Below are 23,395 nucleotides of genomic sequence, written 5' to 3' on the forward strand. Positions count from 1 at the left end.
GTGCACCTTCTCAAAGCCGTCTTAGTTGAACGTGTGTTGCTGGGAATCATTCAGGTTCCAATCAATACGTGTTGGCGTATTCGCTACACTGTGCGATTGTCCCATGAACCCATTGCTGCTCAGTTGTTTCTTTTCTTGGGAGCACATTTCGCCGGGTTTGTGCCCATGGTTGTATCTATCAGCTAAAGTTGGGGAGCTTGTCTCGGGTATAACATCGGCTTCAACGGCGTGCTCTTTATCGGGCAACCCTTGCGACAATCTGTCAATTTGATTAGGTATTTTATCCCGGGCATAGAGCAAATCTTTTTGGGTATTGTAAATACGATATTTCAAATTATTGATAGATAACCTGGATTCCCCAAAAATCATATAATTTTGTTTTCTGACATTATAATGATAAAAAGCAAGCGCTCCTGCTAGTAATAACCCTACTCCCATAGCAACACCTATACCAATTGGGCCCGCAGAAATGATGAGCGCGGTTAAGCTGGTCCCCATGATTCCAGCAGTTACAGCCAAACCCAAACCAATAAGACCCAGTGCCCCCGAATAACTGCATAAAAAACTGCCCGCTGAACTTAATGCCACCAGCATTTTTTCTTTTCCAGTAATATAATCGGCAGCACTTTTTTCATTTCCTTTTATAAACACCGGTTTTTGGAAGCTTTTCTTTAACTCTTCCTGCATCAAATGGAGTTCATTTTTTTCTTGAGGAGATAATTTTGCTTGTGATGAAAGTTGTTTCATCCTTTTTCTGATGCTCTGCAAAAAAGCAAGCTCTGCTTGCAGTTCCTCCAGCTCAAAAACTGCATTTTTTTCGCTTTGATTTTTCTTATAATTAGCAAACATAATGAGGGTAAAACCCAGAATAGAGACAACAGCAAACGCAATATTTATGCCTAACGCTACTGCAGCACTAGCCCCGGCAAATAACCCGGTATATGCAAAGGATTCTGTTAATTCAGGAATTGAAGCAGAAGGGCAAAATGTTTCAAACAAAGCGGACCAAAAGCTTTTATTTTTCAAACTTCCTATATGTTTTTGCCTTAAGTTTAAAGCGGCATCAATATGATTTTTTGCATACCCAGGTTGGAATTTAAGCAACAAAGTTTTATAAAGAGAATCATCCTGCAAGCCAGCTGCGAGAATAAGGGGTATTTCTCCTTTATTGTTGGGAACAATAAGCAGATGAACTGCTTTCTTTTGGGAAGCCTCCAATACCGCTAATTTGGTACTCCGGTCTTTGTCTGTGCGTTCTGCCTTTTTTTTCCTGATTTTGGCCGTATCCGATATACCAAGCATTTCCTCCGCAATATTGATATAGCCCTGTTGCACTGCGAGATGTAACGCACTGTTACCGTCCTTGTTTTGCACAGCAAGGTCAGCACCCTGAGCAAGCAAAAATTTAACGCTATTTAAAAAACCCTTATCTGCCGCAAAATGCAAAAGCGTATTCCCTTGCTCATCCACTTCATTGAAATTCACATTACTTGACTTAATTTCTTGCCTGAATTTTTCCTCGTTTTCCAAAAGAGCTTTTTTTAATGCTTCAATCATAGTGATGTTCCAGGAAGTAAAAATATAGGGTGTCATTGTAACAAGCAAAAATTAAGGCAAAATTAGAAATCCATTCCTAATGGCTTTACATCATGAAGAATGAGTTCTCCAAGTATCTTAAAAATTATGCAAAGCTCCAGGTAATTTGCCCGCCTATTGCTGTAGTTTGGGTATTGGTATGTCCCTTAAGTGAAGATAGAGGAGTAACCAGGTTCACCGGCATTTGATTGAAAAAAGAATGGCCAACCCCTACATCATAGCCTAAATTTTCAGCGGGTTGAAAATGCGCACCGACAGCTACAATCGTTGCACTGCCTACCGGGTCGGCAATACCACGGTCCTTATCGTTGGAAGGAGTGCTCATGAATTGAATACCGCCTCGCAAATGCATTTTTGGCGTAGCCTTAAACGAGGCCCCCACTGCATAATCAAAGCAATTGCGGTAATTAAAAGGAATCGTTACAGGTATTGTGATTCCCGCAGGGGTTTCAGTATGCTCCATAGTTATTTGCTTAAAGGTACTCCAATGGGTATAAAACACAGTGGCCATGCCCGTCCATCGTTGCGTGAAATCATGCTGCACGCTTAATTGGGCGCGGGCAGGCAATGCAGCTTTCGTTTCCTGCTGATTGGTTCTGAAGATCCCTACTAAAGGGACATGAACAGTACTATGTCCGGTTGTAGTAATCGAAATTTTCGAATTGTAACTCAAACCAATTCGCGTTTCAGGAGAAAAGTCAAACAACACGCCTCCATGCCAACCATAACCCCAGCCGCTTAAATGATTTTCAAGTCTTGAATCGAAAGGAAAAGAAACGGGGGGTCCATACATGCTATTGAGAGTAAATGCCAAATGCAGGGCATCAAACCCAGCCCCCACGGAAAAACGATCGGTTATCTTTACGCCCAAACTTGGACCTACGTCAATTCCCACGACCTGGGAACGGGTAGAGACATAGCGTGCAAGGGATGAGGGTGAAGAACCATAGTTTGTACCTAACCCAAAAGGAGTCGTTAAACCAAGACCAACCGCAACCCGCTTGTTAAGCGGAGCTGAATAGTAGAATGACGGCAGAAATGCTTTAATTTGGCTATGGGTCTCTCCTGATTGCACTACGGTGAAAGGAAAGGGGAAGGGGGGAGTAACTGCCGTGCCTCTAAACCGGGCAGTGCCGGCGATACCTAAAGCATTACCTACAATTTGTTGATGGGGAAGCTTAACTAAACCTGCAGGATTCGTATAGGCCGTACTTGCATCACTGGCAGCTGATGCCCAATCGGCATAAGCCACTCCCAATCCGGCTGTATTTACGAAAGGTAAACTAAAGTCAGATGCTGCCGAAACTGGTGAAGCAAGCCAGAATGCAGAAATTGCTAAGGGTAAATGAGACAATTGACGCACGTTTTGCTCCTTTATATTTTGCCATCCTTTATCAAGTGAATCATCATCTCAATCTCCTCTGACATAGGCCTGCAATTTTCTATTTTTGGAGAATATTGCCGCACCGAGTGATAAAAAGATTGAGCTTTTTTACTGGCCTTTTCTATACCGCGAAATTCCAGGGCCTGGGTTGCGGCAAGCAGTAAAATGGTTGTTAAACGTTCCAAATTGGCAACTGACTCTTGCAAATCAAAAGCAGCGTGGGTCCCCAAGCTGTTTACATCCTGATTATCGCCTTCAGTGGGCAAGGTAAACGATTGATGCGACTGGGCCAACTTGCGATTTTGTACTGCAAGTGCCGCAGAAAGCAGCTGCATGGAACGAAAACCGTTATGTTTTTCCGGATTAGGTACCAAATTCACTGGTAAATTATGATTTTTACGCGGGTGAACCAAATTTGCGAGCAATGCATGGATCCAGGTTGAAGCCTGGGCGATATTCATTTTTAAAAGATCACATGCATCGGTTATATAATAGCCCATAAAATTGGCACTGTGATGGATGTTATTTGCGGCGGCATCAATGACAGGATTATCATTAACCGAATTCATTTCATTTTCTATCCACTGGATAGCCCGTGTCAAATTCTCCTGGAATGGGCCAAAACCTTGAGGCACGGAACGAATCGAGTAATAATCCTGCACCGGCTTATAGGCATAATCTTTTATTCTTAATTCATCTAAATCAGTCAATAGTTGACTGCCTTCCCAAAAATCAAGAAAAAATTGGTTGATTTCCATTTCACCTTTTTGATTTTTGAGTTGATGTACCATTGGATGATAGGCGCTGTTAATTACCAGTAAAGCCTCCAGGGACATCGCCACAGCTGCCAACATGTATTTAAATAAGTGGTGCAAATCATATACGGCCAAACTGGAAATTGCCGTCATAAATGAGGTGCCATTAATCAAGGCAAGTCCATCACGCATTACCGGTTTATAAGCTTTAAGGCCTGCCAGGTGAATTGCTTCGGGCGCCAACATCATTTTTCCTTGATAAGTCACAGCGACTGGCTCGCCAATGAGTGCTGCAGCAATCATTGACAGTGGAATAAGATCACCGCTGGCGCCAATAGAACCATAGCAGCGAACCACAGGAGTAATTCCGGCATTGATAAAATCTAAAAGTGAATTAATCAATTCCGGATGCACGCCTGAATATCCTTGAGCCAGGCAATGAGCACGCAGCATCATTGTCAGACGGACCGTTTGCGGTGCAACCAGTTCGCCTAGCCCGCAGGAAAGGGAACGGATGATATTTTCTTGCCGCTCTTTAATGGCATCATAGTACTCAAAGGTATTAGTCTCCTTGAGGGCAGCATCGATATAGCGGACTTGATCGCCAAAATTTGTATTTACCCCATAAATAGGGACTCGCGAATCAACATGAATTTTCAGAAATTGGTAGGAGGCTTCAACTGCCTCCATCGCCTGCAGCGGTAAGGCGACCGGGGAAGAATAGCGTGCCAATGCCTGGGAAGATGCAATAGTTAATTGGCAACCATGCCCGATGGTTATAACAGGTAAATCTGTTTTACTCACATCTTCAGCACTGAATGCTTGGGGGATAGTGAACGAATTAAGATGTTCCAAGCGCAAACTCCATTTATCAAGTAAAAATCATTACGAGCTGACTTAGTGTGTTCTCTTTTATTAGACTTTTCAATAACTAAATTTTTATTTACAGCCCCTGTAATCCTGGGTCAAGACTGCGTCTTAACCGAGGATATGTTTTATTAGAACGGCAACTCCAATTTATCATTTACTAAACGTAATTGTTTCTTAAACAATTGCTGGATTTGCTCTAAATTATCCGAATCTTCTGCTTCAAAACGGGCAACGAGGCAAGGGGTTGTATTGGAAGCACGCAATAGGCCCCAACCCTTATCAAACTCTACGCGTAAACCATCAATAGTAATAACTCGGGCCTGCGGAAATTTTGCCATTTCATTAAAGCGCTTCATGAATTGGAATTTCTCTTCATCAGCTATGGCAATTTTTAATTCAGGAGTATTAACACTATTTGGGATCGCTTCAAATTGTTCACTTACGGTTAAATTCGATGCACTGACGATTTCAAGTAAACGACAAGCACTGTACAGGGCATCATCAAATCCATACCAACGATCTTTGAAAAACAAATGCCCGCTCATTTCACCGGCAAGAGCCGCCCCTTCTTTTTTCATCACGTGCTTGACTATGGAATGACCTGTGGGACACATTTTAGGTAATCCGCCGGCTTCCAGAATAACCGACTCCAGATGACTGGAGCATTTCACATCAAATACAATGGTAGCTCCGGGAAGACGGGTTAATAATTCACGAACATAAAGAATCATTAACCGATCAGGCCAAATCATCTCCCCTTTATTGGTAATTAAACCCAACCGATCCGCATCTCCATCAAAAGCCAACCCCAAGTCCGCTTGATGCCGGGCTACGGCGGCTTTTAAATCCGCTAAATTAGCTTCGATGGTTGGGTCTGGATGATGATTGGGGAAGTGGCCATCTACCTCGCAAAACAAGGGGATAACCTCACAACCTAATTCATGAAGTACTTCAGGTATAATCGGTCCAGCGATTCCATTTCCACAGTCGACCACTACTTTTAGCGGGCGTTTTATTTTTATGTCACTGAGAATGCGCTGTTTGTAACTGGGTAATACATCACATTGTTCTTCTTTACCTTGACCAAAGAGCCGCTTTCCTTCAAGGACCAGGTTATATAAGATATCTATATCTTCTTGCATCAAGGTTTTTCCCATTAATACCATCTTGATGCCGTTGTAGTTTGCGGGGTTATGGCTTCCTGTAACCATCAATCCGCAATCAAGGCCCTGTGTATGAATTGCATAATACATAACCGGTGTAGGGACGGCACCGAGATCCAATACATCAATGCCACTGTCCAAAAGTCCTTGCTTTAAAGCAGCAGCCATTGCAAAGCTGGTAAGACGACCGTCACGCGCCAAAAAAATTTGCTGTCGTTTTAAATCGCTTAAATGGCAAGCAAGGGCAAGACCAATACTGTAAAAAGCATTTTCATCCAATTCTTTGCCAATGATGCCTCGAATATCATAGGCGCGAAATACTGAGCGAGATACTTGTTTTTGTTGATATTTCATTAATGTCTCCCTGAACTTCCAAAACCACCTTCACCTCTGGAGGTCTCGGTAAATGAATCAACTATTTCAAAAGCAGCTTGCACCACTGGGATAAAAACCAATTGCGCAATGCGCTCTCCAGGATTCACTGTGAAATGCTCAACACCTCTATTCCAGCAAGAAATCTTCAGCTCGCCTTGATAATCAGAATCGATAAGCCCCACTAAATTACCCAAAACAATACCGTGCTTATGTCCCAAACCTGAACGAGGCAGAATCACTGCAGCCAATTGAGGATCTGCGATATAAATGGATAGTCCGGTAGGCAATAAAACCGTTTCTTGGGGGGCAATTTGCATTGGCTCATCAATACACACCCGCAAGTCTAATCCGGCTGCGCCATGAGTGGCATAAGTGGGTAAGGGGATTGTATCTCCTATTCGTGAATCTAGAATTTTTAACTGAATCGCTTGGGTCATAATTTTTCCTATTCATCTCAAGGCACAACATTTTGCAGAGTTGCCGCAATGATTGCAATAATTTGTCCTGCTAACCGGGTCTTATGGTTAAAGGGCAATTCGATTTGCTTGTTTTTTGTAATGACAGTGACCTGATTCATGTCACTATCAAATCCTAGTCCTTTGCCTACAGTATTAGCCACAATCATATCCAATTGCTTGTGTTGTAATTTTTCCGTGGCATAGTGCACAACATCCGTAGTTTCGGCAGCAAATCCAACCACACAAGAAGCTCGACCTGACTGAACTACACGGCTTAAGATATCGGGATTTTTAACCAGCTTAAGCGTCATTTCTTCTAGATTTTTTTTCTTCATTTTCTCAGACGCCACTGATTCAACCCGATAATCTGCAACAGCGGCTGTTCCTATAAATATACCACCCTCAGGCATTTCCTGCATTACTGCAGCAAGCATCTCTTGTGCTGACTCAACCTGAATCCGCTTAATTCCGGATAAGGTTTGTAACGAAGTCGGCCCGCTTACTAGGGTAACCTGCGCCCCAGCCATAGCAGCAGCTTCTGCCATAGCGTACCCCATTTTTCCGGAACTGTAATTGCTGATATACCGGACTGGATCTAAAGGTTCCCGCGTAGGCCCGGCCGTGACGAGAACTTTTTTATCCTGCAATATCTGGTGCACATCGTGCAATCTTAATGCACTTAGGATTTGTTCTGCTTCACTCACTCGCCCCAAACCTTGCTCCCCGCAAGCTTGGGAACCTTCTTCCGGGCCGACAAAAATTACCCCTCTATCCCGCAAGAGCTTGCAATTGGCCTGGGTTGCAGGATGTGCCCACATACTGCGATTCATCGCGGGACAAACCATTACGGGAACTTCGGCAACGAGGTATAAAGTAGAAAGTAAATCATCGGCAATACCTTGAGCCATTTTGGCAAGGATGTTTGCAGAAGCAGGCGCAATAACCAGATAATCCGCCCATCGCGCCAACTCAATGTGCCCCATCGCACGCTCTGCCTGGGCATCAAACAGGTCGGTACGAGTACTGTTGCCTGATAAAGCTTGCATTAGCAATGGACTGACAAATTCCTTGGCGGATTGCGTCATCACGACATTTACCTCAGCCCCAGCACGAGTTAATTCCCGAATCAGGTAAGCTGATTTATATGCAGCAACACCCCCACAAACGCCAAGAAGTATTTTTTTCCCAACGAAATCTTGCATGATAGGTCTTTTTTGATAAGAATAGCTCCGATCAAAGCATAAACTTCGCAATAAAGGAATAGGAAAATGACGGTTGTCGAATCAACAAGGCAGTTAGATCTGCGCGAAAAACTGCTCACTTTTGGTGCGCAAAATCTTTCAGATACCGAATTACTTGCTATTTTTATCAGCTCGGGCACCAGTAAAAAATCTTGTGTGCAATTAGCATTCGATCTCCTGAAACATTTAGGTGATTTACGAGCCATCCTTAACGCGGATAAGCAAAGCTTCAAAAAAATAAAAGGCTTAGGTGAAGTCCGTTATGCTCAGTTGCAAGCAGTCAAGGAAATGTGTCGACGAAGTGACTTCATCCAGTTGCAAAAAGAAATCCAAATCACAAACAGTAAACAGACCTACGCTTATTTAAAAAAACGTTTGCGCGACTACAAAAATGAAACCTTCGCTGCTTTGTTTCTCGATAATCAACATCGGATAATCGCTTACGAAGAACTCTTCTCGGGTACAATAAATACGGCAACGATTCATCCAAGACCCATCATACAACGTGTTCTTCAACTCAATGCCGCAGCACTTATTCTTGCCCATAATCATCCATCAGGATTATCCGATGCCAGCTATCAAGATGTCGTTGTAACCGAGCGCATTCGTGAAGCACTGGAGCTCGTTGATGCCCGTTTGCTTGATCATATCGTTATTGGCGACAATGAAGTTTATTCCATCCTGGGTGAAAACAAATCCATATGCCACGAATGAATAACTCATCTCAAGGGGAACCGTTAAAATACCAAAAATTTATTGATCGGTCCTATAATCAAAAATACTCATTGAATCGGAAATACTAAATGTTCAAACTTATTTTTATCGTACTCTTTTCATTTGCAGTCACTGCAGTTTCTACTGAAACCGACTATTGCCAACAGGCTTTAGACAGTTTGTATGCAAAACAAGGGGACATAATTTCTGTAATCAAAATTCACACCCATAAAACTGCCCTTTATTCTTCCAGCGTAGAAACAAGCACCGATTGCCAAAATTATACGCCCTTATTTTCAGTTAAAAATCCTGATGTAATAAAAACCCGGGGCGGCTTTTGCAGCGTCCTACCTGCTGATGAACTAAAACCTGGTTTATGTTCTTTACACTTGAAACTTTGTATCTCGGAACAGGAGTGTAAAAATTTAATCATAAAATTAACTGCTGAGAAGAATCAGTATATCCATGCAGATCCTGAGTATTTGGAAATTAATTTCAAGCCCTGATAAGGCACAAGTGGACTGATTTTTATCAAAAAATCATTCTATTGATATCTGATGGGCAAATTTTATATAATGCGGGCAATTAATACCATCTATGAGTTCTACCATGAGCTTTTCTTCCAAATTAAAAGCAGATTATGTTCAGTTGATTAATGAAGAATTGGATAGCATTCCCGTAAACCAAGCTGAGCAATTTAATTTAGTTGCCCAAGAGTTACAAAATATTATTACCTCTGATTTAATCTTACTTGTTAAAAGTTTTTTTTGCCCCAAAATTAACCTACCTGCACCAATCCAGGAGCAATTAAACGAAATTCGTTATATTTATAATAACCCCAAAGATTATGTGGCCTCTGTTGCGGATTATCCAGAATATAAACAAATTCTTAAAGGAAGAATCACCGCGAAAATTTCTGAATTTCGCTCTTTCACAGAAAAGGAAAAACAGAATTACATCCAGTTTCAAAACGAAAAGCACCATTTCTCTGAGAAAATATCTGTGCTTTAATTTCGAAACACATGGAGGAGTAAATGCGTTTCAGCAGCTGAAGGTTTGACCCTCCTGGTATTCTTTTTGTTTTTCTGAAAATTCTCGTACTTGTTCTTTAGATAGGGTAATGACATAGGGTGGGTCCGAGGCATAATGAGTTTCCAGGCAAATGGTAAACTGCTTATTTTCATTTATTGGCTTTTCTTGTTCCGTCAGATTTATTTGCTCAACCACATTATAGGATTCATTGAGCATCTTTCCCGGATGTTGGCCACTAAAGTCAATTTCCTTGGCCAGTGTTTTTTTATCAAGGTTGGTCAAATAGGTTATTGCCCGATGCAAATCTTCCTCTGTGAGCGCTTGCTCAGGATGGCATATACACGACAGCCTCTCTTTTATTGCATTACTTTTTGCTTGCAAGCTCCTTTCAGCCACTGGAAGAAAATGCGATGCATGCAACGATCGAAGATGAGTAAATAATTGCTCATTATGTGAAGGCTTATGAGTAATAAATCGTTTTATTAAACTGCCACTGCGCTCACTGCTGACCAATTCAAGATCTTTCTTTTGAATGACATAAAAATCGATTTTATCCATATGAGTGATTCTTTTCCCTTCATAGGCACGCATCGTCTCAAGTATTTTATTCATGGTTAGCGGCTCTGCTGGTTGCCATTGTGCATAGTAACGGGCAATTTCAGTAGCTATGTGAAACGCCTGGGCTTTATCTTTTTTCAGATCTTTTTGGTGTTTTTCCAAAGCCTCGATAAATCCTTTATTGTATTCGGAAATTTTCATTTGATGCGGCTTATCAAGTGCTAAATTCAGCCTATGGTCTAGTGCATTGTACAGATTGGCTTCTTCTTGAAATTTGGTAAGCACCGTTGCTACGTTTGAGCGATTAGAGCGTAATTGCTCCCCCGCCTGGACCCACTTATCAAGGGTAGTTTCATGCCCCCAGGTATTGTTAAAAACAGAGCCCATAACCGTTTGATTGTAATAAGTAGTAGCAATCTGCTCTACTATTTTAAGCTGGCAATACCATTCTTCCGGGATGGGTACTGCTCCCAATGAATGGGCCTCGGTTAAGGATTGATCTCCAGCCACACCACATACATCTGACAAGCGCATCAAATCAAGGGTTGTATCATGGGTAAATCGAGATCTTTGGATCACCCTGAATTCTCTGGCATTGGGATTTGACTTATCCAAAATGATCTCTTTATACGGGTTTTCTGAATCTCCGGTAAAAAGTACAAGCTTGCTATACCCCAATCCTTTTAACTTTTCCTGAAAATCTTGTTCTGTAAGCATGGATAAAACTGTTTTGTCTTTGTCATTCTTGGTTGAAGCACTCACGAAAAAATTGGCATGCTTTTCTAGGCCATTACTCGCAGCAAATACTGCAGCAGCTCTTTTGTAGGATTTGGGAAAATTGTAGTAAGAAAAGGCAAAACCATTCTTTCTGACAAAGGAAGGATCTTGAGCTGCCTCACCTACAACCTGTTTTTTTAAAAGCGGATCAAGTTCACTGAGGATATGTGCCCGTGCTTCAAGTTTCTTCTCAGGAGGCAAACGGGAAAAATTTTTCAAATCGGGTTCAATTAAAATACCGGGAAAATTCTCACCTACGCCTACATTTCCGCTTAAACACACTATGGGGGGATCATATTCCTTTTGATTGTAAAGTCCATATTCCCCTATAAAAATTTTAGGACAATCATTTCCCTGGTAATACTGTGATTTCAATGAGCTATCAAAAATTGCAGTTTCTACTGCAAGTTTGGCGCTTTTACAGAGTTGTTCTACTTTTTCCAGTTCAGACTTTGTATTTACCATGTGAATTTTGGGATACTGCTCTTGTAACCCTGGTTCGATGTCATGAACTTTTTGGATTGCGCTGGGTACACCAAGAACATAAACAGGAGCCTCTGGATATTTTTTCATAAGAAATTTAGCAACTTTCATTGCCAGGGACACATCACCATAGCCTTCTTGATCAATCATATGCAATACTATGGGGCCTTTAAAATCTGACTTAAAGACATCTTCGCTCCGAATCATGAGCCACCACCAAAAACAACACTATATGATTAATAATAGACCATTAATTGAACGGTGATTTTTCTCGGCCATACACTGATTTTAAAAGCAATGCTTCTCGTCAGAGAGAAATGTGCCAACAAAAAAGCCAGCAAGTATTTTCCAGAAAGTCGGATGGATTTAAATCTTAGATGAGCGATGGGGGCTAATGGTTAAGCTCTGGCAAAATCAAAAGCAATAATCTTGGCAATTTCTGATTGCTTTAAGGCTAAAGCCAGTAAACGGTCAATTCCTAAAGCCACGCCGCTGCATGCAGGCAGTCCATGCTCTAAAGCATGTAACAGATATTGGTCTGCCTCCATGGATGGAAGGCCTTTTTCTCTTCTTAATTGCTGATCCTGGGCGAAACGTTTTGCCTGGGCATCCGCGTCAGTCAATTCGTGAAAGCCGTTAGCTAACTCCACTCCTTGATAATAAACCTCAAAACGTTCTGCTACCCCATTCCTGGTTTTTGCTAAAGAGGCTTGAGATGCCGGAAAATGATACACAGCCACCGGTTCTTTTTCATTCGCCAAAAATGGCTCTACAACATGGCTCATTAGCAGGAAGAGAAACTGATCCCTATCATTCTCCTGAGAGGGTAAAACATAATCTAATTCAAAATGTTCCAAAACTTTGCGAAGTTGCGGAATTGTTGCTGATAAAGGATCAATTTCACAAGCTTCAAGGAAAACCTGTTGATAGGTTTTCCGGATCATAGGGTTAGATTGCAACACCTTTTGCAAAAAAAGATCCATCTCATCCATTAACCCATGATGATCGATATCTAATTGATACCATTCCAATAAGGTGAATTCCGGGTTATGCCAACGGCCTAATTCATCATCGCGAAATACCCGTGCCATCTGAAAAATAGGACCACTTCCTGCAGCGAGTAAACGCTTCATGTGATATTCTGGCGAGGTTTGCAGACAGTAGGTTCCATTACGAAAAGTTGCTCTGATATTACTGAGATAGACATCAGTTGTGCCATAACGGGCCATAATTGGAGTTTCTACTTCCAAATAACCCCGTTCCAGGAAGAATTGCCTAATTGTTGCTAATAATTCCGCACGATAGCGCAAAAATTCAATAGATGCTGAAGGTTGCCACATTTTAATAAAACATTCCCAATTCAAGGCGTGCTGCTTCAGTCATTCTTTCCTGAGACCAGGGCGGCTCCCAGACTAGCTCCACAGTACAATCACAAACCCCTTCCACTTTGTTGACTGCTTGTTCTACAGTTCCCGGAAAAGTTTGGGCCACCGGGCAACCTGGGGTAGTTAAGGTCATTTGGATGGTCACATGGGATTCATCATCAATGGATATATCATAAATCAATCCCAAGTCATAAATATTAACAGGAATTTCGGGATCATAAATTTCCCTGAGCGCATTAACAATGGCTTCTTTTAATAGTTCCGCATCCTGTTTTTTCTTAAAACCAAACATAAACGTACCTTTTCTCGGGTCTTTTCCATTTCACCAGCTTCAGGCCAAAATGACTCTGATTTTAGAGTTCCCGAAGTGCTGCATACATCCAGTATGTGCGCATCGGTAACAGAAAATCAGAACAGTTTGTCCAGACTATAGATGGAAAAGGACCCTATTCTGTTTTTACCACATTGCTGTCTTTATTTAATGCGGCTTCCAATGTATGCCATGCCAAAGTAGCACATTTTACCCGGGCTGGATAAGCCTTTACTCCTGCAAGTACTGTCAACTTGTCCATATACCGCAACTGGCCTTCCTCATTTTGAGTCAGCATATGATGAAAACGATGAAACATTTCATGTGCTTCTTCTATCGTTTTGCCTTTTATGGAATCCGTCATCAAGGAAGCTGAAGCTTGGGATATGGCACAACCGCATCCTAAAAAGCTTAATTCAGTAATCAAATCTCCTTCAATTTTGGCATAAACCGTTAATTTATCGCCACATAAAGGATTGAAACCATTCGCCTGAACCGTAGCATCATTCATCTCATAATGATGACGGGGATTGCGGTTATGATCGATAATGATTTCCTGATAAAGCTCACGCAGTTCAGCACTCATGCAAATACCTCTTTAACGCGATGTAACGCCTTAATACACAAGTCGATTTCTTCTTTGGTATTATAAAATGACAGTGAAATCCGTGACGTTGCCGCAACATTATAAAAATCCATCAACGGCATGGCGCAATGATGACCGCTGCGAATAGCAATTCCTTCACTATCCAAAATAGTACCAATATCATGGGCATGAATGGTCCCATGTACAAAAGAAACAACCGGTACTTTGTTTTTGGCGGTACCTATAATATTAAATCCACCTACAGAGCGAATCCCCGCAGTTGCATATTCGAGTAATTCTGTCTCATAGTGAATTACTGCCTCCCTATCCAGGGATTCCAAATAATCGATAGCGACACCCAGACCAATTACACCTGCAATATTCGGTGTGCCCGCTTCAAATTTATGCGGAAGCGGAGCGTATTCTGCTGACTCCAAAGTCACATAATTAATCATTTCGCCACCTCCCTGATAAGGAGACATGGCGTTTAAAAGCTCTTCCTTACCCCATAAGATACCAATACCTGTAGGACCATATAATTTATGACCGGAGAATGCATAAAAATCGCATCCCAAATCTTGTACATCTACAGGCAAATGCGGAGAGGCTTGTGCTCCATCCAGGAGGACTTCAGCTCCATACTCATGGGCCATTTTTATCATTTCTTTTACTGGATTAATGGTTCCTAATGCATTGGATGCATGGGTAATTGCCACGAATTTGGTGTTTTTATTCAGTTTACTGGCAAACTCTTCCAATAAAATCTCTCCATCCAGAGAAATAGGGGCAACTTGCAGTTTTGCGCCTGTTTTTTTACACACCATCTGCCAAGGAACAATATTGGAATGATGTTCCATATGGGTAATTAAAATTTCTTCATCAGGTAGGATACGGGGTGCAACCAAACTTTGCGCTACCAGATTAATAGCTTCCGTTGTGCCCCGGACAAAAATACACTCATTAGGGGAGTTGGCATTAATAAAACGCTTTACTTTGGAGCGGGCTGCTTCAAAATGTTCCGTTGCCCTGACGCTTAGGGTATGTACACCGCGATGAATATTAGAGTTATCATGCTCGTAGTAATGGGAAATGGCCTCAATGACTGCTTTAGGCTTGTGCGTCGTTGCTGCATTATCAAAGTAAATTAAATCAAAATCGTTTATTTTTTGATTAAGTACAGGGAACTCTTTACGAATCGCATGAATATCCAAAGTGTCCATTTCACTTACCCTAACTGTTGTGTTAATAAATGCCCCATGTACTCGGCCAATTCCCTGTGGGGAATGAGCCGCAGATTGTCACTGGCAAAAGCATGGATTAAATAGTGTGATGCTTCAAGCCGACCAATTCCACGGGTAGCTAAATAAAATAATGCTTCCTCATCCAATTGTCCAACCGTGGCGCCATGAGAACACAAAACATCATCAGCAAAAATTTCCAGTTGCGGTTTGGTGTCCACTTCTGCATTTGCTGAAAGTAATAAATTTTTATTTTGTTGCTTTGCATTGGTATGTTGCGCGTCTTTAGCAACAATCACCTTGCCATTAAATACTGCACGTGAACGTCCAGTAAGAACTCCTTTATAATCCTGTTCACTGCTGCAATCAGCTACCATATGGTGCACTGTAGTATGATGGTCCACATGCTGTCCTTCTGCAGGAGCATAAATCCCGTTCATTAAAGAATGCGCTTTTTCCTCTTGTAAATACAAGCTGATATCAGAGCGCACCAAATGTCCACCTAAACTTAAAGAATGATTCGCAAACTCGCTGTGCGCCAATTGCTTCACAGACAAATGCCCCAGGTGAAAAGCGGCTTTACTCTCTCTTTGAATGGTGCAATGGGTTAATTTCGCACCGGTTCCAACCATCACCTCTGTTACTTTGTTGGTCAAATAGCAACAATCTGCCGAACCTTGATAATCCTCAATAATGGTAGCCTGGCTGTTTGCCTCAGCAATAATCAGGTGCCGCAGATATACTGCTTGCTGCATTTGGTTTTGCACGTGGGATAAAGCAATAGGTTCCTCAATTAGGGTTCCTGCTGGGATGTAAATAAAAACCCCACAGTGGATCATGGCAGTATTTAAATAATGAAAGCCATGCTCTTGTTTGAGGATAGTTCCCAAATAAGGTTTTAACAATTCAGGGTGCCGGATTAACGCTACTGACAAAGGAAGGATTAATACTCCCTCCGGCAGCGCTTTGGCGAGTTGCTCCACTCCCAAAATGGTCCCATTCTGAATCAACACCTTATGTTTAACTGGCAAATCAGCATATGATTTTTCATCAGCTCTTGTGGATGCGCTTTCTTTAGAACTCTCAGCCTCTACAGAAGGCTTAAAAGTTTGCTTGAACAAAGCATCAACACGAGTATATTTCCAGTTTTCATCATGGTGTGTGGGAAAACCATGCTGGTGCAAATCCATTAATGCTTTGGTTTGCATTTGGGCAAGCCAGGGCAATGCAGAACAAATCGCTTTTGCCTGTTGTTGGTAAAAATCCAAAATCTCGCTCATCACTACACCGTTTCCTCAAGCCAGCTGTATCCTTTTTTCTCTAATTCAAGCGCCAGTGATTTATCGCCGGACATAATAATACGGCCATTCACCAACACATGGATAAAATCTGGCTCAATATAATCAAGCAAGCGTTGATAATGCGTTACTAAAATAATAGAGCGCTCAGGTGAACGCATCGCATTAACCCCATGAGAAATAATACGCAAGGCGTCAATATCCAGACCCGAATCAGTCTCGTCGAGAATCGCAAGCTTAGGCTCTAGGGCTGCCATTTGCAAAATTTCATTGCGTTTTTTTTCACCACCAGAAAAGCCCTCATTAATGCTGCGGTATAAAAAACTTTCATCCATTTCCAGTAATTGGCATTTTTCCCGGATAAAAGACAAAAATTCAATTGCATCAAGGGTGTTTTTTCCCTGGCCCTTTCGTACTGCATTAACTGAAGCTTTGAGAAAATTAACGTTTGTAACACCAGGTATTTCCACAGGATACTGGAAAGATAAAAAAATTCCGGCACGTGCTCTTTCTTCTGGAGATAAAGGCGCCAAGTCCATACCCAGATAGTTTATTTCCCCGTCAGTCATATGATAAGAAGGATGGCCCGCCAATACTTTGGACAGAGTACTTTTGCCCGAACCATTAGGTCCCATAATGGCATGTACTTCTCCAGGATTTACCTGAAGATTAATCCCTTTTAAAATGGCTTGATCATTTACTTCAACATTTAAGTCTTTTATTTCTAACATATTAGCCTACTGCCCCTTCTAAACTCAGACCTAGCAATTTAGTCGCTTCCACCGCAAATTCCATAGGTAATTCTTTTAGTACCTGTTTACAAAAACCATTTACAATCATTGAAACAGCATCCTCTGTATCAATTCCTCGCTGCTGACAATAAAACAATTGCTCTTCACTGATTTTTGAAGTCGTTGCTTCATGCTCTACTTGTGCTGTAGGATTCTTGACCTCTATATAGGGAAAAGTATGAGCAGAGCATTCAGAGCCCATAAGCATGGAGTCACATTGAGTATAATTGCGTGCATTGGTCGCGGTTGGTGCAATACGAACCAAACCACGATATGCATTATGTGCACGTCCTGCACTAATTCCTTTGGAAATAATAGTAGAGCGGGTGTTTTTTCCAATATGAATCATTTTAGTGCCTGTATCGGCTTGTTGATAATTATTGGTTAAAGCAACGGAATAAAACTCTCCAACAGAGTCATCCCCTTGTAAAATCACACTTGGATATTTCCAGGTAATTGCAGAACCTGTTTCGATTTGGGTCCAGGAAATTTTGGAACGTTTCCCGCGGCATGCTCCACGTTTGGTCACAAAATTATAAATACCCCCTTTACCATCCTTATCACCAGGATACCAGTTTTGCACAGTGGAATATTTAATTTGTGCTCCATCCAGGGCTACTAGTTCTACTACTGCCGCATGCAGTTGGTTTTCATCGCGCATGGGTGCTGTACAGCCCTCAAGATAAGAAACATAACTGTCCACATCGGCGATAATTAAGGTACGCTCAAATTGTCCGGTAGACGCCGCATTAATCCGGAAATAAGTGGATAGTTCCATGGGGCACCGTACGCCTTTGGGTATGTAGACAAAAGAACCGTCACTAAAAACAGCCGAATTTAAAGCCGCATAAAAATTGTCCCGATAAGGCACTACTGATCCCAAATATTGCATCAGTAACTCGGGATGAGTGTGTACTGCTTCAGAAACAGGGCAAAAAATGACCCCTTTTTCAGCGAGTTTTGCTTTAAAGGTAGTTGCTACGGAAACGCTGTCAAAAACGGCATCTACAGCCACGCCCGCCAACATTTCCTGCTCCCTTAAAGGAATGCCCAGTTTTTCATAGGTTCTTAATAATTCCGGGTCAACTTCATCCAGGCTTTTAGGAGCGTCTTTTTTCTTTTTAGGCGCTGAATAATAAGAAATAGCCTGATAATCCACGGGAGGGTAATGCACACTGGACCATAAAGGAGGCGACATCGTTAGCCAATGCCTGTAGGCTTTTAAACGCCACTCAAGCAAAAACTCCGGCTCACCTTTAATCGCTGATAAACGACGAATAACGTCTTCGTTCAGCCCAGGCTCGAAAGTATCCACTTCAATGTCGGTTGTAAACCCATGTTGATATTCTCTATCGAGCAGAGAATTAATTTGCTCACTGCTTTTAGCCACGATTAACTCCACTTGCCAATTGTCGAACTCGTTCCACATCATGTGCTTGCAAGGTGGGTTTCGCCAAAGTGGCTAAACTGACACTATCCAGGGCTGTTTCAATTGCCTGGCTAATCAGGCGCCAATTACCCTGAATAGTACAAACACCTTGTAATGAACAATCATTAGGCTGCAAACTGCACTCTGTGAACCCACGATGTTCTTCCAATGCAAAAATTATTTGCGACACTGAAATTTCAGTTGCAGGTCGCCTCAACCGGTATCCTCCAGTTACTCCACGCACCGAAGTTAACAAACCCGCACTAGTCAAACGTTTTAAAATTTTACTTACCGTAGGTACAGTCAGATGAGTATGTAATGCAATATCACGAGCATTACATAAAACGTGCGCGTGTCTGGCGAGATAAACCATCACAACTGTTCCATAATCGGCCAACTTGCTGATGCGCAGCATAACACCTCAAAAGCGAATAATCTAGTACTAAATAAGTCTTAATTAGAGACAAAAACCCGGTTTAAATAAAATTTGTTTACACTATAAATATAGTACCAAAATAGTTCTATATCTGGTAAACACGAATAGTACCTTATTGTTAAGTAATGATGCAAATAAAATATTCAATAAATTGGATGCCCCTCCGGGCTCAGGAAGCAGCGCCCAGGGATTAGGGAAAACCTTGATTTTCCGTATCCTGTCAGGCCTCACCTCCGTTATTATAACACAAACCCCAATCAGAAAGCTTGACTCACTTGAACAATGCGCGTTATATAACGTATCATCTTCTTTTTAAACATTAGAGCGTTTGCACTACGGTTACATGCTTGAATCGATATCCATTAGGAGCAAGGCCATGACAGTTGCGCATTATCCTGCCTCTCTGGTCAGTAGTCATCTGAATAAGTCGGGAACTATGCTTGTTCCACAAGGTTATTATCGCTCAAAATTATTTATTGCTCCTTTTTCTACCAATGCTCTAGTCGCAGCAGCAGGTCCTCTTTTGTCCTTATTGGAACGTCTCTGTCTTAGCCCTTCCCTCCCCCCCATTGAAAATATCAGAGACAACATTGATCATGAATTGCTTGCTTTCCAGAGCAAAATGGATGCCTCCAAATACCCGGCAGACTTTGCTGCCATTGCTCATTATTTAATGTCAGCCACCATAGATGAATTAATTGGCAAAAACTACATGCGTGTTTATCAAATTAATGCCGAATTTAAAGCATTTACACCGCTGACCAGTGATGATGCGCAGCCGCAATATCGTTTTTTTGAAATTTTGAATTACATCAAGGAGCGTCCCACTCAATATCTTGATCTTATTGAGCTGGTTTATTTTCTTTTAATTGTTGGCTTTGAAGGTCATTACCATCTCAAGGCCGAGGGACGGCAGGTCCTGGATAATTACATTGAAGATCTGTATCAAATCATCCAGCAAAACCGGTTTAATCAACCCCGTCGTTTATTCAATGAAAACCCCATACCGGCGACTGTCAAAAAAAATTATAAAGCAGTCATCATCTCGGTGATTTCTGCGGTTACGATAGTAGCCCTGGCTTTTTTTACAAGCCAATATTTATTGGAAAATAAAGCAAAAACTGTTTTGTTTGGACACACCCAACTTGCTCTTCTGGATAGCTAATGGACAATTCTTTACGCGCGTTATGTGATGCGATAAAAAAAATACTTTCTCAATTAAAACCCCAAAGCAATCCACTGTCTTTCATAGTGATTACGGGAAGAAATGCCCAAGGGAAATCGGCTCTTTTAAAGCAGGGCAATATGGAAGAAATCCCTGTCTTTAGCGAACAACACGCCAAAATTTATTTTAATCAGAAAGGGATCATCATTGAGCTGGGTGAAAGTTGGCTAACTCACAGCAAAACATTGTTGCAAGCTACTTTAAAGCAATTAAATCGGTGTAATGCTTATCTAAAAATTACCGGCCTTGTTTTATGCGTTGATGTAAATGAATTACTCATTGCCGATCCCGCGCAATTTGCCGAACATAAGAAAGCACACGTGCAATTATTGGAGCGTTTTGGAGCCAATCTGGGTTATTCTGTTAATCTTGCGCTGATATTTACCAAAATGGATACGCTTGCTGGTTTCACTGAATTTTACCAGGCTGATCATGCAACTGATCTGTCGAAGCCCCTGGGATTTTCACTGGATTGCAGGAATGAATTAAAGAAAAAAATAGAAGCCTATTCGTTACAATTTAATCAGCTCACAGAACAAATTGGTCAACAGGTCATTAATAAAATGCATCCGGCCCGTTCGACGATGCGCCGCAGTTTAATCCGCGAATTTCCATTACAAGTAGCCAGCCTACGTTCTCCTATTCAGGCGCTAATTCATGGGATTTCCCCCAAACTCTTTAATTTACATTCCATATATTTTACGAGTGCGGAGCAAGGCGGGGTAAGCATTGACCGTTTGAACAAGAAGATTCAGCATGAGTATGCATTAATTGTACAAGATACCTTTCCCCAGGCAACCAATTTCAGAGCCTATTTTATTGAAGGCGCCTTAAGAACGATTCAGGAACATTGCAGTCAAGTACCCCAGATGCGAAGATTTTCCCAAAAACCCATAATTGCACTTACTGCAGGTATTGCAGGCCTGAGTTTGCTGCTATTAAGCTATAACCATTACAAAGCAGCGCATCTGTTAGACGAAGCAAGCAAAGAATTACTCGCTTACGATATTCTGAACAGTCAAAAAAATAAGGAAAAGCAGGCTCTTTATCATCTGTCCAATGCTGCAAAAACAATGGGAAGTATTTCCAGTAATTCTTTGTCGCTTCCTACAGTACATCAATTAAAATTGAATTTGCACCATAATGCCGAAAATCGTCTCCACGGTGAGTTTTTATTCTCCTTAATCAATGAATTAGAAGAAGTAATCAGCAATTCCGGCAATACGCCTCTTGTTCGCTACAATGCCTTAAAAATTTACTTAATGTTCGCGCAACCTGAACATTTTTCAACCCAGAAAATACATGATTGGTTCGCGGCTCAATGGAAAAATCAGCCTGCAACTGCAGTTAAGAAACAATTGGCGTTACTCAAACTCCTGTTAAGCAAACCACCTAAAAATATTGTGGTGAAACCACAAATAATTAGCGATGCCAGAAACTATTTAAATGCGTTACCGTCAAGTTATCTTTATTACTCCATTGCTAAAGAGCTTTTCCCCACTGCAAAGCAAAAAATTGAAATTAATGGTTTTGTGTTGGCTACCAACGAACTCCCCGTGTATTTTACCCGGGCAGGTTTTAATGAAATCATGCAAAAAATTCCAGAGATTACCCAGAACCTGCAAAAAGAAAGCTGGGTTTTGGCTCGCAATGATTTAGTCCAGTTACAGGAAATGATAACTCAAGCCTACTGTTTTGATTATGTTACCTGGTGGCAAATGTTCATGCGTAAATCTCAACCCCTGCATTATCAGGATTACCAAGCCGGGCGGCAAGTAGTTAAAAACCTGGAACAATCTCATGCACTGAGTAAAATGGTTGGGTTGATTCAACAAGAGACAAAAGCGGATCTCACCGATAACTCATCTCCGTTTAATCAAGCAATTGCCAATCAATTTACTGATTTAAATTTGATGAGTCATACCACTACCAAAGAACTTAGTTTGAAAATTATTGACCTGGAACGTTTTATTTCCACATTATCCATGATCAATGATGGTGGAAAAACTGCTTTTAATATTACCAAAACACGTTTTGCCAGTGAAATGGCCTCTGACCCGGTAAGTTTGCTTTTCAATCAGGGGCGGCAGTTACCCGAACCCTTGGGCACCTGGGTAAAACAGCTCGCCAGCGATACCTGGAGTATCCTCATAAAAGACAGCCGTCAGTATATTAATCAGCAATGGCAGCAAACCGTTTTCAAGGAATTTCAAACGACTATTGCCAAACGCTATCCTTTTGATGCATCCCAACAAGAAGAAATAGCCATAAATGATTTTAATCACTTCTTTGCTACTCATGGGGCATTGAACAATTTTATTGAAAACTTTGTAAAACCTTTCCTGGATATTTCCAGTGCCGAGTGGAAACCGAAAGCGGTTAATGATTCTGTATTACCCATTGCCTCAGAAACTTTGGATGCACTGATCCGAGCCAATATTATTACCAACATGTTTTTCCCTGATCATGGAGAAGAAAGCAAAATTGATTTCAGTTTGCAAAAAATCAGTCTGGATCCTGTAGTTGCCAATCTGGAACTTGATATCGGCGGAACCAAATTAAATGATAACCAGGGAAGCGACTCGGTAATTCGTTTTACCTGGCCTCAACCTAATGCCAAACTCGCCCTGAACTCCATTGAAGGAAACCATTATGAATTGGCCGAACAAGGGATTTGGGCTTTGTTTAAGCTGCTTGAAAAAGTCAATGTTTTGGTTGATGAGCAAGACAGCTCCAGTTTACAAATTCTCTTTGAAATCAACAGTAATTCAGGACGCTATTTATTAAAAACCAATAATCAGGTCAACCCGTTCACTCCTGGAATTTTAAATGGATTCACATTGCGCGAATCTGTAGTTTAATTAAAGACCTCATTTCAGTTTTAACGAAGAGGATTGGTCTGAACAATCTTTAAAAGCGATTGCTTCGCTAATAAGTGCTTCGGTATTCGTGAAGCCCAGGGGTTTATTCCATTTAGAATAAACCTGCATATACTCCTCCAAAATATTTAGCCCTATATTCCCGCAAAGATAGTTTCGGGTAGCATTTAATACGGGTAGCAAATCAGAATAGTGTTGAAGCCTTGGATGCTCTTCCTTTTGCTTCTGACAACAGGTTATTTCATCTTCAATACGTTTTATCAAATCCTGAAGTTGAACCTCTATTTTTTCTGCTTCCGGATTATTTTTTTGCAGGTTTTTTGAAGAGGTAAAGAAAGTAACATCAAATTCCGTTTTATGATGCTCCGCCATAATAAGTCCCCTATAATCCCTATAGATAATATTGTAGCCA

The 23,395-nt window shown here is 41.4% G+C and carries 21 protein-coding genes; 5 read left to right on the forward strand and 16 right to left on the reverse strand.

Going from position 1 to position 23,395, the window contains the following annotated elements:
* Positions 1-21: 21 nt before the first annotated feature.
* The 6 genes from KYQ_RS13825 to coaBC all read right to left on the reverse strand — a co-directional run bounded on the left by KYQ_RS13825 (position 22) and on the right by coaBC (position 7,803).
* On the reverse strand, positions 22-1,557 hold the full coding sequence (locus KYQ_RS13825) for an ankyrin repeat domain-containing protein (RefSeq protein WP_010652550.1): 1,536 nt from the start codon (positions 1,555-1,557) through the stop codon (positions 22-24).
* A gap of 124 nt (positions 1,558-1,681) precedes the next feature.
* Positions 1,682-2,959, reverse strand: a complete 1,278-nt coding sequence (locus KYQ_RS13830) for an OmpP1/FadL family transporter (RefSeq protein ID WP_010652549.1) — start codon at positions 2,957-2,959, stop codon at positions 1,682-1,684.
* Between the two features lie 11 nt (positions 2,960-2,970).
* Entirely contained in the window at positions 2,971-4,590 is a 1,620-nt protein-coding gene (locus tag KYQ_RS13835; RefSeq protein WP_010652548.1) for an HAL/PAL/TAL family ammonia-lyase, read from the reverse strand.
* Positions 4,591-4,733: 143 nt separating this feature from the next.
* Positions 4,734-6,122: a phosphomannomutase/phosphoglucomutase gene (locus KYQ_RS13840; protein ID WP_010652547.1), complete on the reverse strand. Its 1,389-nt coding sequence runs from the start codon at positions 6,120-6,122 to the stop codon at positions 4,734-4,736.
* The gene (gene dut, locus KYQ_RS13845) at positions 6,122-6,580 is read right to left on the reverse strand and encodes a dUTP diphosphatase (protein ID WP_010652546.1); all 459 of its coding nucleotides are present in this window, start codon (positions 6,578-6,580) and stop codon (positions 6,122-6,124) included. Before dut ends, KYQ_RS13840 begins: the two co-directional genes overlap by 1 nt.
* Positions 6,581-6,597: 17 nt before the next feature.
* Positions 6,598-7,803 (reverse strand): bifunctional phosphopantothenoylcysteine decarboxylase/phosphopantothenate--cysteine ligase CoaBC, encoded by a 1,206-nt coding sequence (coaBC, locus tag KYQ_RS13850; protein ID WP_010652545.1) that lies wholly within the window; start codon positions 7,801-7,803, stop codon positions 6,598-6,600.
* Positions 7,804-7,869: 66 nt separating this feature from the next.
* On the opposite strand from coaBC, the gene radC reads away from it, so the two are divergent.
* The 3 genes from radC (at position 7,870) to KYQ_RS13865 (ending at position 9,567) form a co-directional block, all read left to right on the forward strand.
* Complete coding sequence (gene radC / locus KYQ_RS13855) at positions 7,870-8,556, forward strand: RadC family protein (RefSeq protein WP_010652544.1); 687 nt, start codon at positions 7,870-7,872, stop codon at positions 8,554-8,556.
* A gap of 89 nt (positions 8,557-8,645) precedes the next feature.
* Positions 8,646-9,062 carry a hypothetical protein gene (locus KYQ_RS13860; RefSeq protein WP_010652543.1) on the forward strand — a complete coding sequence of 139 codons (417 nt, stop codon included), beginning with the start codon at positions 8,646-8,648 and terminating at the stop codon, positions 9,060-9,062.
* Between the two features lie 103 nt (positions 9,063-9,165).
* Positions 9,166-9,567 carry a hypothetical protein gene (locus KYQ_RS13865; RefSeq protein WP_010652542.1) on the forward strand — a complete coding sequence of 134 codons (402 nt, stop codon included), beginning with the start codon at positions 9,166-9,168 and terminating at the stop codon, positions 9,565-9,567.
* Between the two features lie 30 nt (positions 9,568-9,597).
* Here KYQ_RS13865 and KYQ_RS13870 read toward each other — a convergent pair whose 3' ends face one another.
* The 9 genes from KYQ_RS13870 to KYQ_RS13910 all read right to left on the reverse strand — a co-directional run bounded on the left by KYQ_RS13870 (position 9,598) and on the right by KYQ_RS13910 (position 18,858).
* Positions 9,598-11,613, reverse strand: coding sequence for a hypothetical protein (locus tag KYQ_RS13870; protein ID WP_010652541.1), 2,016 nt, complete (start codon positions 11,611-11,613; stop codon positions 9,598-9,600).
* Positions 11,614-11,804: 191 nt separating this feature from the next.
* Positions 11,805-12,746 carry an elongation factor P--(R)-beta-lysine ligase gene (gene epmA / locus KYQ_RS13875; protein WP_010652540.1) on the reverse strand — a complete coding sequence of 314 codons (942 nt, stop codon included), beginning with the start codon at positions 12,744-12,746 and terminating at the stop codon, positions 11,805-11,807.
* A 1-nt stretch (position 12,747) separates the two neighbouring features.
* Entirely contained in the window at positions 12,748-13,083 is a 336-nt protein-coding gene (locus tag KYQ_RS13880) for an SUF system Fe-S cluster assembly protein (RefSeq protein ID WP_010652539.1), read from the reverse strand.
* Positions 13,084-13,237: 154 nt separating this feature from the next.
* The gene (gene sufU / locus KYQ_RS13885; protein ID WP_010652538.1) at positions 13,238-13,687 is read right to left on the reverse strand and encodes a Fe-S cluster assembly sulfur transfer protein SufU; all 450 of its coding nucleotides are present in this window, start codon (positions 13,685-13,687) and stop codon (positions 13,238-13,240) included.
* Positions 13,684-14,907, reverse strand: coding sequence for a cysteine desulfurase (locus KYQ_RS13890; protein ID WP_010652537.1), 1,224 nt, complete (start codon positions 14,905-14,907; stop codon positions 13,684-13,686). Before KYQ_RS13890 ends, sufU begins: the two co-directional genes overlap by 4 nt.
* A gap of 5 nt (positions 14,908-14,912) precedes the next feature.
* Entirely contained in the window at positions 14,913-16,205 is a 1,293-nt protein-coding gene (sufD, locus tag KYQ_RS13895) for a Fe-S cluster assembly protein SufD (RefSeq protein WP_010652536.1), read from the reverse strand.
* Positions 16,206-16,207: 2 nt separating this feature from the next.
* Positions 16,208-16,954 (reverse strand): Fe-S cluster assembly ATPase SufC, encoded by a 747-nt coding sequence (gene sufC, locus KYQ_RS13900; RefSeq protein WP_010652535.1) that lies wholly within the window; start codon positions 16,952-16,954, stop codon positions 16,208-16,210.
* Position 16,955: 1 nt separating this feature from the next.
* A complete protein-coding gene (sufB, locus tag KYQ_RS13905) occupies positions 16,956-18,404 on the reverse strand; it encodes a Fe-S cluster assembly protein SufB (RefSeq protein ID WP_019350190.1) in 1,449 nt (482 codons plus the stop codon).
* A complete protein-coding gene (locus KYQ_RS13910; RefSeq protein WP_010652533.1) occupies positions 18,397-18,858 on the reverse strand; it encodes an SUF system Fe-S cluster assembly regulator in 462 nt (153 codons plus the stop codon). The genes sufB and KYQ_RS13910 overlap by 8 nt, the downstream gene beginning before the upstream one ends.
* A gap of 397 nt (positions 18,859-19,255) precedes the next feature.
* Here KYQ_RS13910 and icmH point away from each other — a divergent pair, with 397 nt between their 5' ends.
* Both icmH and icmF read left to right on the forward strand, forming a co-directional pair.
* Positions 19,256-20,044, forward strand: a complete 789-nt coding sequence (gene icmH / locus KYQ_RS13915; RefSeq protein WP_010652532.1) for a type IVB secretion system protein IcmH/DotU — start codon at positions 19,256-19,258, stop codon at positions 20,042-20,044.
* The gene (gene icmF / locus KYQ_RS13920) at positions 20,044-22,965 is read left to right on the forward strand and encodes a type IVB secretion system protein IcmF (protein WP_010652531.1); all 2,922 of its coding nucleotides are present in this window, start codon (positions 20,044-20,046) and stop codon (positions 22,963-22,965) included. The genes icmH and icmF overlap by 1 nt, the downstream gene beginning before the upstream one ends.
* Before the next feature lie 9 nt (positions 22,966-22,974).
* Here icmF and KYQ_RS13925 read toward each other — a convergent pair whose 3' ends face one another.
* Positions 22,975-23,355: a hypothetical protein gene (locus KYQ_RS13925; RefSeq protein ID WP_010652530.1), complete on the reverse strand. Its 381-nt coding sequence runs from the start codon at positions 23,353-23,355 to the stop codon at positions 22,975-22,977.
* Between the last annotated feature and the right edge of the window lie 40 nt (positions 23,356-23,395).

This window comes from Fluoribacter dumoffii NY 23, from assembly GCF_000236165.1.
In the GTDB taxonomy this organism is placed as follows: Bacteria; Pseudomonadota; Gammaproteobacteria; order Legionellales; family Legionellaceae; genus Legionella; species Legionella dumoffii.

What these genes read in the sequence shown, in the direction of transcription:
- KYQ_RS13825 (WP_010652550.1), bottom strand. Translation starts at nt 1,557, where the DNA reads ATGATTGAAGCATTAAAAAAAGCTCTTTTGGAAAACGAGGAAAAATTC.
- KYQ_RS13840 (WP_010652547.1), bottom strand. Translation starts at nt 6,122, where the DNA reads ATGAAATATCAACAAAAACAAGTATCTCGCTCAGTATTTCGCGCCTAT.
- dut (WP_010652546.1), bottom strand. Translation starts at nt 6,580, where the DNA reads ATGACCCAAGCGATTCAGTTAAAAATTCTAGATTCACGAATAGGAGAT.
- coaBC (WP_010652545.1), bottom strand. Translation starts at nt 7,803, where the DNA reads ATGCAAGATTTCGTTGGGAAAAAAATACTTCTTGGCGTTTGTGGGGGT.
- radC (WP_010652544.1), top strand. Translation starts at nt 7,870, where the DNA reads ATGACGGTTGTCGAATCAACAAGGCAGTTAGATCTGCGCGAAAAACTG.
- KYQ_RS13860 (WP_010652543.1), top strand. Translation starts at nt 8,646, where the DNA reads ATGTTCAAACTTATTTTTATCGTACTCTTTTCATTTGCAGTCACTGCA.
- KYQ_RS13865 (WP_010652542.1), top strand. Translation starts at nt 9,166, where the DNA reads ATGAGCTTTTCTTCCAAATTAAAAGCAGATTATGTTCAGTTGATTAAT.
- KYQ_RS13870 (WP_010652541.1), bottom strand. Translation starts at nt 11,613, where the DNA reads ATGATTCGGAGCGAAGATGTCTTTAAGTCAGATTTTAAAGGCCCCATA.
- epmA (WP_010652540.1), bottom strand. Translation starts at nt 12,746, where the DNA reads ATGTGGCAACCTTCAGCATCTATTGAATTTTTGCGCTATCGTGCGGAA.
- KYQ_RS13880 (WP_010652539.1), bottom strand. Translation starts at nt 13,083, where the DNA reads ATGTTTGGTTTTAAGAAAAAACAGGATGCGGAACTATTAAAAGAAGCC.
- sufU (WP_010652538.1), bottom strand. Translation starts at nt 13,687, where the DNA reads ATGAGTGCTGAACTGCGTGAGCTTTATCAGGAAATCATTATCGATCAT.
- KYQ_RS13890 (WP_010652537.1), bottom strand. Translation starts at nt 14,907, where the DNA reads ATGGACACTTTGGATATTCATGCGATTCGTAAAGAGTTCCCTGTACTT.
- sufD (WP_010652536.1), bottom strand. Translation starts at nt 16,205, where the DNA reads ATGAGCGAGATTTTGGATTTTTACCAACAACAGGCAAAAGCGATTTGT.
- sufC (WP_010652535.1), bottom strand. Translation starts at nt 16,954, where the DNA reads ATGTTAGAAATAAAAGACTTAAATGTTGAAGTAAATGATCAAGCCATT.
- KYQ_RS13910 (WP_010652533.1), bottom strand. Translation starts at nt 18,858, where the DNA reads ATGCTGCGCATCAGCAAGTTGGCCGATTATGGAACAGTTGTGATGGTT.
- icmH (WP_010652532.1), top strand. Translation starts at nt 19,256, where the DNA reads ATGACAGTTGCGCATTATCCTGCCTCTCTGGTCAGTAGTCATCTGAAT.
- icmF (WP_010652531.1), top strand. Translation starts at nt 20,044, where the DNA reads ATGGACAATTCTTTACGCGCGTTATGTGATGCGATAAAAAAAATACTT.
- KYQ_RS13925 (WP_010652530.1), bottom strand. Translation starts at nt 23,355, where the DNA reads ATGGCGGAGCATCATAAAACGGAATTTGATGTTACTTTCTTTACCTCT.